This window comes from Bradyrhizobium sp. UFLA06-24 (genome assembly GCF_054967145.1).
This window is the reverse complement of sequence record NZ_JADFUE010000044.1, coordinates 44,875-55,081: the sequence shown is the minus strand read 5'-3', so window position 1 is coordinate 55,081 and position 10,207 is coordinate 44,875. Positions and strand designations below refer to the sequence as shown.

At 64.8% G+C, this 10,207-nt stretch carries 9 protein-coding genes; 2 read left to right on the top strand and 7 right to left on the bottom strand.

Going from position 1 to position 10,207, the window contains the following annotated elements:
- Both IF809_RS27825 and IF809_RS27820 read left to right on the top strand, forming a co-directional pair.
- The coding region (locus tag IF809_RS27825; protein WP_462839116.1) for a GMC family oxidoreductase at positions 1–1,405 on the top strand (1,405 nt) is incomplete at its 5' end.
- 28 nt (positions 1,406–1,433) lie between these two features.
- Complete coding sequence (locus IF809_RS27820) at positions 1,434–2,156, top strand: GntR family transcriptional regulator (RefSeq protein ID WP_462839115.1); 723 nt, start codon at positions 1,434–1,436, stop codon at positions 2,154–2,156.
- A gap of 5 nt (positions 2,157–2,161) precedes the next feature.
- Here IF809_RS27820 and IF809_RS27815 read toward each other — a convergent pair whose 3' ends face one another.
- From IF809_RS27815 to IF809_RS27785, 7 genes are read right to left on the bottom strand one after another with little or no spacing between them, the layout of a single operon-like run.
- Entirely contained in the window at positions 2,162–3,952 is a 1,791-nt protein-coding gene (locus tag IF809_RS27815; RefSeq protein ID WP_462839114.1) for a chloride channel protein, read from the bottom strand.
- 1 nt (position 3,953) lies between these two features.
- Positions 3,954–4,928, bottom strand: coding sequence for a formylglycine-generating enzyme family protein (locus IF809_RS27810; protein ID WP_462839113.1), 975 nt, complete (start codon positions 4,926–4,928; stop codon positions 3,954–3,956).
- A 3-nt stretch (positions 4,929–4,931) separates the two neighbouring features.
- Positions 4,932–6,575: an arylsulfatase gene (locus IF809_RS27805; protein ID WP_063684290.1), complete on the bottom strand. Its 1,644-nt coding sequence runs from the start codon at positions 6,573–6,575 to the stop codon at positions 4,932–4,934.
- A 30-nt stretch (positions 6,576–6,605) separates the two neighbouring features.
- The gene (locus IF809_RS27800) at positions 6,606–7,379 is read right to left on the bottom strand and encodes a GntR family transcriptional regulator (protein WP_462839112.1); all 774 of its coding nucleotides are present in this window, start codon (positions 7,377–7,379) and stop codon (positions 6,606–6,608) included.
- Positions 7,380–7,383: 4 nt separating this feature from the next.
- Positions 7,384–8,436: an ABC transporter ATP-binding protein gene (locus IF809_RS27795; RefSeq protein ID WP_462839111.1), complete on the bottom strand. Its 1,053-nt coding sequence runs from the start codon at positions 8,434–8,436 to the stop codon at positions 7,384–7,386.
- A complete protein-coding gene (locus IF809_RS27790) occupies positions 8,433–9,272 on the bottom strand; it encodes a carbohydrate ABC transporter permease (RefSeq protein ID WP_462839110.1) in 840 nt (279 codons plus the stop codon). The genes IF809_RS27795 and IF809_RS27790 overlap by 4 nt, the downstream gene beginning before the upstream one ends.
- The gene (locus IF809_RS27785) at positions 9,269–10,204 is read right to left on the bottom strand and encodes a carbohydrate ABC transporter permease (protein WP_462839109.1); all 936 of its coding nucleotides are present in this window, start codon (positions 10,202–10,204) and stop codon (positions 9,269–9,271) included. The genes IF809_RS27790 and IF809_RS27785 overlap by 4 nt, the downstream gene beginning before the upstream one ends.
- Between the last annotated feature and the right edge of the window lie 3 nt (positions 10,205–10,207).

The following is a 10,207-nucleotide window of genomic DNA, read 5'->3' as shown; positions in this document are numbered from 1 at the left end:
GTTCAGGACCGAGCCCTCGGAAGGGAGCGGCGGTCGCGCCATCGTCTGGCCGCGTGGCCGCGTGCTCGGCGGTTCCTCGTCGATCAATGGGTTGATCTTCATCCGCGGCCAGCACGAAGACTTCGACGATTGGGAACGCCTTGGCGCCGAGGGTTGGAGCTATCGCGAGCTCCTGCCGTATTTTCGGCGCTACGAACGTTACCGTGGAGGCGAGAGCCAGTTTCACGGCGGACTCGGGGAGTTCGAGGTCTCCGATCTCCGCAACGACAACCAGGCATCGAAGGCCTGGGTCGAGGCGGGTGTAGAGTTCGGCCTGCCGCGCAATCCCGACTTCAACGGTGCCACGACGCTGGGCGTCGGCACCTACCAGCTCGGAATCGGGCGGCACTGGCGGACCAGTTCGGCCTCCGCGTTTCTGCGCCCCGTCGCCAGCCGTCCTAATCTCACCATCATCACCCATGCGCAGGTCAGCAGGGTCGTTTTCAACGGTCGCGTCGCGACCGGCGTCGAGTGGATCAGCAAGGGGCAGGTCCACAGCGCGACGGCTGATCGTGAGATCATCCTGTCCGGGGGCGCGCTGCAGTCGCCGCAGATCCTCCAGCTCTCCGGCGTTGGTCCAGCCGATCTGCTGCGCAAGCTCGGCATTCCCGTTATTGCCGATTCTCCGGAGGTCGGCGCCAATCTCCAGGACCATTATCAGGCCCGGCTGATCGTCCGCCTCAAGGAGCGGATCTCGCTCAACGATCAGGTCCGCAATCCCGTCGAGCTTGCGAAGATGGGCCTGCAGTGGATGCTGGCGGGCAGCGGCCCGCTGACGGTCGGGGCGGGGCAGGTGGGCGGCGCAGCCTGCACGGAATACGCGGTCGGCGGACGGCCGGACGTGCAGTTCAACGTGATGCCGCTCTCGGTCGACAAGCCCGGCGAGCCCCTGCACAGCTATTCCGGCTTCACCGCCTCGGTCTGGCAGTGCCACGCAAAGTCGCGCGGACGGCTTGCGATCAGCTCCACCGATCCGTTCGAGCAGCCGCGTATCGCGCCGAATTATTTTGCCGAGGAGATCGACCGCAAGACCATTGTTGCGGGTCTGAAAATTCTGCGCGAGATTTATCAGCAGACGGCGTTTCGCCCGTTCTGGGACATCGAGATGGTGCCGGGCGAGGCGGCAAGGGATGATGCCGGGCTGTGGGATTTTGCACGCAATACCGGGGGCACGGTGTTTCACTGCGTCGGGACATGTCGCATGGGCGGCGACGCGCAGGCCGTGCTCGATCCGCAGCTGCGCGTGCGCGGCGTCGAGCGGCTGCGGGTGATCGACGCCTCGGTGATGCCGCAGATCACGTCGGCCAACACCAACGCGACCAGCCTGATGATTGGCGAACGCGGTGCCGCACAGGTCATGGCTTGATCGCGCGGCCTGAATTCCGGAGGGCGAGATGGAATTGAGTTCCGATAGTCACGTCCCCAAATACGCACAGATCGCCGACATCTTCCGGCAGCGCATCGCGCGCGGGGTTTGGACCCAGGGCTTTCGCCTGCCCGCCAACGAGGAACTGGCGGCCGAGTTTGGCGTGTCGCGCGTCACGATCAGGCAGGCGGTGGAGCTGCTCGCCCGCGACGGCGTGATCGAGGCACAGCAGGGCCGCGGCACTTTCGTCACAGGGACCGTGCGGCAGGATCGCTGGCTCAAGGTCGAGACGACGCTATCCGATCTCGCCGACATGTACCGCGACACTTCGCCCGAGATCATCAATATCTCCGAAAGCCGCAGCGATGCACCGCTTCTTCCCGGCGACGGTAAGCCGGCCGAAAAATATGTCTTCATGCGTCGGCTGCATTCGCGGGAGAAGCAGCCGTATTGCGTCATTTCCATCTATCTCGACGAGAAGATCTTCCGCAGGTCACCGAAGCGTTTTCGCAACGAGACCGTGATTCCGATCCTGAACGATCTCAGGGATCCCGCCATCGCCAGCGCGCGCCAGACCCTGACGATAGGTGCCGCGGACATCGAAGCCGCCCGGCTGCTGCGCGTGCCGCTGAATTCGCCGGTAGCAGAAGTCCGCCGCATCTTCACGACCGCGGACCGCACTGTGATCTATCTTGGCGAAGTCACCTATCGCGGCGACTTCGTGCGGATCGACATGGATCTGCGGCCCTAGCCCTCTCAGCGCGAGAACAGTTCCTGGTTCCGGCGCTCGAGCTCCTCCCCGTAGGTGCGCAGGACGTGGGCTTCGCTCAAGGTGCCGATCGTCGCGCGATGATCGGTGCGATCGACGACCGCGAGCACGTCGGCCTCGCTGCGTTCAAAGGCCTTCAGGATCTCGCGCACCGGCGTGGTCGGGAGCAGGCACTCATCCTGTTGCTGGGCCAGTGACCCCAGCTGCTCATCGTCCTGGTTGGCGACGGAATGCAGCGTCGCGGCGGGCACGATGCCCGCATAGATGCCGCTGGGATCGCGGAGCACGATCTGGCGAACCTGTGCCGGCGAGAACAGCTTTTGCGCCTCGCCGATCGGCATCGTCGTCAGCGCGTTCTCGAAGTCGGTGCGCATCAGCGAAGCCGCGCTCATCTGCCGGACCCAGCCGATGTCTTGCGGGCCGCGGATCACCTCGCCGCGCAAATGGAAGCGCCATGTGGCGAAGCTGTAGCCGAACAGCTCGCGCACGATCAGCGCGCAGACCGACGACGCGACCACCGCTCCAACGGTGACGGAGAAATCGCCGGTGATCTCGAGCGCAAGACACACCATGCTGAACGGCGCGCCAAGGACGCCCGTCCCGAGTGCGGCGAGCGCCGCGATGGCGGCCGTGCCGGGTTGAAGCGCCAGCGTGGGAAGAGGGCCCATCAGCACGATGCTGTAGAGCTGCCCGATCAGCGCGCCGAGCAACAGCGAGGCGAAGAACAGGCCGCCGCGGAAGCCGGAGCCGAGCGAGATGGCCGAGGCCAGGATCTTGAACACGATCGTGGTCGTGAGCAGAAGCCAGGTCGGATTGCTGACCAGCAGGATCTGCATCGCGCCGTGACCGGCGCCGAGCACAGTGGGCGTCAGCAAGGCGAGGCCGCCGAGGAGGAGGCCGCCGAGAATTGGGCGCAGGAAGCCCTTGAACACCGTGATGCGCAGAAAGCAGCGCTCGGAGAATGCGACGGCAAGCATCACGAGGATGCTGACGAAAGCGCAGATGATGCCGATCAGCACGGTTTGCCCGATCATCTCGACGGAGACCGGCGAGGGGAAGCCGGGCACCATCAGGAAGGACTGGTGCGTCAATTGCCGCGCGACGAGCCATGCGGTGACGGCGCTGGCGATGACCGGCACGAGACCGGCGGACGTATAGGCGCCGAGCACGACCTCGAAGGCGTAGAAGGCGCCCGCGAGCGGTGCGGAGAACGCGGCGCTGATCGCCCCCGCGGCGCCGCAGGCCACCAGCAGCCGCATGTCGTTACGGCGGGCGGCCAGGCGCTGGCCGACGTGAGAGCCGAACATCGAGCAGATCTGGGTATAGCCGGCCTCCAGCCCGACCGACCCGCCGAACCCGTTGGACAGTAATGTCTGGATCGAGATCAGCAGGCTGCCGCGAAAGGACACCCGGCCGCCATAGAGCGCATTGGCCTCGATCGCGTCGGCGAGCTGCTGTCCCTTCACGCGCCTTGCGAAGTACAGCCCGATCAGCGCAAGCACCAGGCCGCCAAGCGTCGGGATCAGCAGCGTGCGCTGCCAGGAGATCACGCCGGTGGCGCTGAGATGTGCATCGAAAGGAATGTCGAATAGAAGGGCGTGAGAAACCTGGCTGAGGCTCGAGATCGCAGCCACCAGCACGCCACTGAGCAGTCCGACGACGATCGCGATCAGCACAAGGCCGGTCTCGCGATTGCGCACGAAGTTGCGCAGGAACAACGGCAGCAGGCGGATGCCGGGAGCCGCGGCCGGCTTCGCAGGATGTGATGCCGGCGCCATCCTAGGCCGGATCCCGCGGCGGTTCGGCGCGCACGACGCGGAAACCGATATTGCTGGACGCGGAATCGGGCGTGTTGGAACTTCTCGCCGCGACGCGGTAGCGATTGCAGTAGGATTCGTGGCAGAGGAAGGATCCGCCGCGCATCGACCGGCTGGGCGCGGGCTCGGCGTTCAGGGGATCTTGCGGCGGCGTAAGACGGTGATAGCTCGGGGAAAAATAGTCTTCACACCACTCCCAGACGTTTCCGGCGACGTTGCGCAAACCATATCCGTTCGACGCAAAGGCGTGAACCGGCGCTGTGCCGAAATAGCCATCATCCACGGTGTTGCGGTCGGGAAAGTTGCCCTGCCAGATATTGCAGCGATGCTCGCCGCCGGGCTCAAGCTCGTTGCCCCAGGGGTAGGTGGCTTGGTCCAATCCGCCGCGCGCGGCCATCTCCCATTCCGCCTCGGTTGGAAGGCGCGTGCCGGACCATTGGCAATAGGCCTGTGCGTCGTTCCAGGAGACGTGGACGACGGGATGATCGAGCCTGTCGAGAATGCTGCTCGACGGTCCTTCCGGCTGCGCCCAGTAGGCGCGCGTCACCGGCACCCACCATGGCGTTTCCTGAACGCGCGTCGTGCGGGCCGCGCGTGTCTCTTCCGGCAACAGCCCGTCGAAGACAAAGCTCCAGCCGTAGCGTTCGGCATCCGTCGTGTAGCCCGTGGCCCGGACGAAGTCGCCGAATTGCAGATTGCTCACGGCGTGGCAGGCAATGGCAAACGGCGACAACGTCACCAGCCGTACCGGGCCTTCGCCGTCCTCAACGAAGCCGACGCCGGCGGATCCCATGTGGAAGGTTCCGCCGATCAGCGAGCTCCAGCGGCGCAGGATCGGAGTTGAACTGGGAGTGATGGCCGCTTGCGCATCCTCACCCGTTGCCCGCCCGCTGCCGGCGGCGCGCTGGGTGCAACAGTGTGAGCGATCCCCGGTCATGTACTATTTCTGCTTCTCTTCCTCCCAGAAGGCTGTGCCGCCTTCCGCCTTCATCAACTCCAGAATCTTTTCGCGCGGGATCACGCCGCAGCGATTGGCCCATTGCTGATACTGCGCCGTCATCTCGCGGACGCGATCCGGATGCTGCGCGGCGAGATCGTTCATCTCGGTGCGGTCCGTCTCCATGTCGTAGAGCTCCCAGGGGCCGGGATACTTCCGCACCAGCTTCCACTTGCCGACGCGGACGGCCGCGTTGCCCTCGTGCTCCCAGAACAGCGGGCCACGGTTGCCATAGGCCGAGGCGAATGACGGCACCAGGCTCTCGCCTTCGCAGGGCAGGATGGCGTTGCCGTTATACTCCTTGGGATAGGTGGCGCCGGTGACGTCGAGAATGGTTGCCATCACGTCGGTGAGCTGGCTCGGATTGTGCCGCAGGCCGCCTCTCTCGGAAATGCCGCGCGGCCAATGCACGATGAACGGGGTTGCGATGCCGCCTTCGTGGATCCAGTGCTTGTAGAGACGGAACGGCGTGTTGGAGAGGTTCGCCCAGGCGGTGCCGTAGCTCTGGTAGGTGTCCTCGGCGCCGGGCATCAGGGTCGGGTCATTGCCGAAGCGCACTGGTCTGCCGTCGCGCGTCTTCGCCTGCGCGATCATGAGCTGATCGACCAGCTCCTTTGCCGTGACGCCTTCCGGAATGTCCTCGGCGCAGGCGCCGTTGTCGGAGAGGAAGATGATCAGCGTGTTGTCCATCTGGCCGGTCTCGTCCAGCGCCTTCAGGATGCGGCCGATGCCCTGGTCCATGCGGTCGATCTGGGCCGCGTAGACCTCCATGCAGCGCAGCGTCCATTCGCGCTGCTCCGCGTCGGTCCACGGCGGTTGGGTCGGATCGCGATCGGTCAGGCGCCAGTTCGGATGGATGATGCCGTCGTCGACGAGGCGCTTGAGGCGCTCCTCCCGCAGCCTGTCCCAGCCCGCATCGAAGCGGCCCTTGTACTTGGCGATATCCTCGTCATGGGCGTGGAGCGGCCAGTGCGGCGCCGTATAGGCGACGTACTGGAAGAATGGCGCGTCGGGCTTCTGCGCCTTGTGCTGGCGGATGAAGGCGGCAGCCTGATCGCTGATCGCATCGGTGTAGAAGAACGAGGGATCCTTCACCGCCTCGTGCTCGATATTGTCGTTGCCGCGGGTGAGCGTGTTGGGATGGTAAAAGGAGCCGGCGCCGATGATGGTGCCGTAGAAGTGGTCGAAGCCGCGCTGCATCGGCCATGCGTCGGTCGGCTCCGTCAGGCTGCTGGCGATGTGCCATTTGCCGCTGAGGTAGGACGTGTAGTTCTTGCTTTTCAGCGCCTCGGCGATCGTCACGCAGCTCTTGTTCAGATTGCCGGCATAGCCTTCCGGGCCGTTGCTGTAGGTAAGGATGCCGATGCCGGTCTGGTGCGGATGCAGGCCGGTGAGCAGCGAGGCGCGTGAAGGGCTGCAGCGTGCGGTGTTGTAGAACTGCGAATAGCGCAAGCCATTCGCCGCGAGGCGGTCGAGGTTTGGCGTCTGGATCTCGCCGCCGTAACAGCCGATGTCCGAAAAGCCCATGTCGTCGTTGAGGATGAGCAGGATGTTGGGGCTGTCAGGGGTCTTTGCGCCATTCGGCATGTTCTTGTCCTCGTGATTGACGTGTGGCGGTTAGTGGCGGCGCGTGAGGCTGATGCTCAGGCGGAAATATTTCGGCAAGTACACGGCGCGCAGCAGCTCGAGCGCCCGTCCGTCCTTGCCGAAAGTGACGCGCTCGATGGAGAGCAGGGGCGAGCCGACCTTGATCCCCAGCAGCTTGGCGCTGCCGGCGTCGGCGAGGTCGGCGCTGATGGTCTGCTGGGCGTCCTTGATGGCGAGGCCAAGCTCGTCCTCGAAGACGCGGTACATGATGATCGAGACCAGATCGCGCTTCTCGAGCTCGAGACCGATATCCGGGGGATAGAAGGCGTGCTCGATGGCGATCGGCGTGTCGTCCGCGAGCCGCAAGCGTCGGAGCTGCCAGACAGCGCGTTCGCGCAGCTGCTCGCGAACGGCGGCATCGTGCCGGTTGGTCATGCCCTGCTGCAGGATCGTGGCGCCGGCCTGGTAGCCGGCGTCGCGGATGGTTTCCGAGAAGCCCATGAGGTGGCCGACCCAGTTCTCGGGCTGGTTCGAGCGCAGGAAGGTGCCGCGGCCGCGCGAGCGGTCGAACATACCTTCGTTCACGAGGGGGGCTATGGCGTTACGGATGGTGATGCGGCTGACGCCGAAATGGCGGCCGAGTTCGGCCTCGGTCATCAGGCGGCCGGTCGCATCGATCAGCTTGCCGTCGCGCACCTGGCTGCGAATGGATTCACGGATCTGGATATGCAGGGGCGTTGATCCCTCCCCAACGACATCGCTGCCGAGCGGCGCGGGCTTCTTCTTGCGTGTTTGAATAGCCATGGTGTCAGAGCCGCATGCGTGTTGCTGGATCGAACAGATGAATGTCTTGAGGTCGGGCCGTGATCGAGATCGTGTTGCCCTCGCCGGGAATGTTGCCGTCGGCGACGCGCATGCGGATCATGGTGCCGGCGCAGTCGAGATCGAGCACGGCGGTATCGCCGAGATCCTCGATCAGATCGACGCGCGCACCTAGTCCGCCTTCTGCCATGCGCAGGGCGCCGGGCCGAAACCCGACCACCACGTCGCGCTCACCTGCGATCGTGGCCGTCGTCTTGAGACGATGGCCCGCGATGATGACGTCGCCATCCACGTAGCGGGCGGGGACGAGATTCATCGGGGGATTGCCGATGAAGCCGGCAATGTCGATCGAGTTCGGGCGGGCGAACACCTCCGCGGGCGTGCCGACCTGCTGGATCTCGCCCGACATGAACACCGCCATGCGGTCCGCAAGCGTCATGGCCTCTTCCTGGTCGTGGGTGACGTAGACGGCGGTGACGCCCAGCGAACGCTGCAGCTTCTTCAGTTCGGCGCGGGTTTCCAGCCGCAGCTTTGCATCGAGGTTCGAGAGCGGCTCGTCGAGCAGGAACAGGCGCGCCTTGCGCACGATGGCGCGGGCCAGCGCGCAGCGCTGCTGCTGGCCGCCCGAGAGCTGGCCCGGCTTGCGGTCGAGCAAATGGTCTATCTTCACCTTGCGCGCCGCGTCCTTCACGGCGGGCGCGATCTCGGACTTCGGTAGCTTGGCCATCTCCAGCGGAAAGGCGATGTTCTCGGCCACCGTCATGTGCGGGTAGAGCGCGTAGCTCTGGAACACCATGGCGATGTCGCGGTCCCGCGCATCGGTCGAGGTGACGTCCTTGTCGTCGATCAGCACGCGGCCGGCGGTCGGCGCGTCCAGGCCGGCGAGGATGCGCAGCGTCGTGCTCTTGCCCGAGCCCGAGGGGCCTAGCAGGGCGAAAAATTCGCCCGGTCGGATGTCGAAATTCACGCCCCTGAGCGCGGCGAACTCGCCGTGCATCTTGACGATGTTGCGAAAACTGACCTGACCCTGGCCGCTCATCGGCGTCCTCCGCCCTTGACTGCACCGACCGTCAGGCCCTTCACGATATGCTTCTGCGCGACCACGCCGAGGACGACGACAGGCAGCATGGCGAGAACCGAGACCGCGGCGAGCTTGGCCCACAGCGTCTGCTCGACGGAGACGAAATTGAACATGGCGACCGTGACCGGGCGCACCGTGTTGCCGCTGAGTACGACGGCGAACAAAAATTCGTTCCACGCATTGAGAAACACGAATACGATCGTCACGGCGATGCCGCCACGGACCTGCGGAATGATGATCCGCCACAATGTCTTCAATCGGCTGGCGCCATCGAGAGAGGCGGCTTCCTCCATCTCGAAAGGAATGTCTTCGAAATAGGAGACCAGCAGCCAGATCGCGAAGGGCAGGGAGAACGACAGATAGATCAGGATGATGCCCTGATAGGTGTCGATCCAGCCGATGTTCCGCAGCACCAGGAAGTACGGGATGATGATGCCGACCGGCGGCAGCATCTGTGTGGCCAGCACGTAGAAGCCCGCGAACTTCTTGCCGCGAAAGCGCAGGCGCGCCAGTGCATAGGCCGCGGGCACCGCCATCAGCATGGTGACCACGGTGGTGCCGACGGAGATGATGACGCTGGAGAGCAGGTTCGGCAGGATCGATCCCGAGCCGAACAACACGTCGCGATAGGCTTCCCACGTCGGCGTGAACACAAGCTTGGGCGGATAGGCCAGCACGTCGGAATCGGTCTTGAGCGAATTCATGACGCTCCAGACGATCGGAAACGCCCAGGCGAGCAGGAAGACCGTGGAGATCGCGAGCAGGGCAATGATGCGGAGGCGCTTTGCGGTCATTTCGCCCTCCGCATCGCGAACAGGATGCCGGAGATGATGATGGTCACGATCAGGAGCGCGACAGCGAGCGCCGACCCGTAGCCGATCGACAGCTCGGTGAAGGATTTCCGGTAGGCATAGAGATTGAGGATCTCGGTCGCGGTGCCGGGACCGCCGGCGGTGACGGTGAAGATCGCTGCGAACGCGGTTAGCGCCACCATGGTCCGCATGATGATGACCATGACGATCGCCGGGCGCAGCAGGGGCAGGGTGATGCGGCGGAAGCGCTGCCAGGCCGAGGCGCGGTCGAGCCGCGCGGCCTCGTAGATGTCCTCGGGCAAGGAGGCGAGCGAAGCCAGCAGCACCATGAACGCGAACGGCGTCCACTGCCAGGTGTGGATCGCGATCACCGAGACCATCGCAAGCGTGGGATCGCCGAGCCAGTTCTTGCTGCCGAGGCCGGCGTTGATGGCGAGGAAATCGACGATGCCGAATTCCGGTGCCAGCATGAAGGTACGCCAAATCATGCCCACAACGGCCGGCGACAGCACCACGGGCAGGATGGCGATGACCCTGAACCAGCCCTGGCCGCGCTTCATGTCCATGACCAGCAAGGCGAGCGCGAGGCCAATGATGACCTGCAGCGCGACGGTCGAGCCGGTATAGACGAGGCTCACCAGCAGCGAGGTCCAGAAGCGCTCGTCGGAGAGGAGCACCTGGTAGTTCTCGAATCCGACGAAGCCGTTGGTGAACGGCATCGCCAGGTCCATCCGGAATGCGCTGGTATAGACCAGGAAGAGCAGCGGAAACGTCGTCGTGGCGAGCAGCGCGAGAAACGCCGGTGCAAGCAGGGCCGCTGCAAACCGGCGTTCGCGCTGCGCCAGGACGCGGCCGAAATCGGTGCGAGGCGCCTCGCTCGCGATCCCGGCAGATGTCACCGCTGTCGTCGCCATGGC

Bases quoted from the DNA above. Each gene is read 5' to 3' on its own strand.
- IF809_RS27800 (WP_462839112.1), bottom strand. From the start codon at position 7,379: ATGGCTATTCAAACACGCAAGAAGAAGCCCGCGCCGCTCGGCAGCGAT.
- IF809_RS27815 (WP_462839114.1), bottom strand. From the start codon at position 3,952: ATGGCGCCGGCATCACATCCTGCGAAGCCGGCCGCGGCTCCCGGCATC.
- IF809_RS27810 (WP_462839113.1), bottom strand. From the start codon at position 4,928: ATGACCGGGGATCGCTCACACTGTTGCACCCAGCGCGCCGCCGGCAGC.
- IF809_RS27820 (WP_462839115.1), top strand. From the start codon at position 1,434: ATGGAATTGAGTTCCGATAGTCACGTCCCCAAATACGCACAGATCGCC.
- IF809_RS27785 (WP_462839109.1), bottom strand. From the start codon at position 10,204: ATGGCGACGACAGCGGTGACATCTGCCGGGATCGCGAGCGAGGCGCCT.
- IF809_RS27790 (WP_462839110.1), bottom strand. From the start codon at position 9,272: ATGACCGCAAAGCGCCTCCGCATCATTGCCCTGCTCGCGATCTCCACG.
- IF809_RS27795 (WP_462839111.1), bottom strand. From the start codon at position 8,436: ATGAGCGGCCAGGGTCAGGTCAGTTTTCGCAACATCGTCAAGATGCAC.
- IF809_RS27805 (WP_063684290.1), bottom strand. From the start codon at position 6,575: ATGCCGAATGGCGCAAAGACCCCTGACAGCCCCAACATCCTGCTCATC.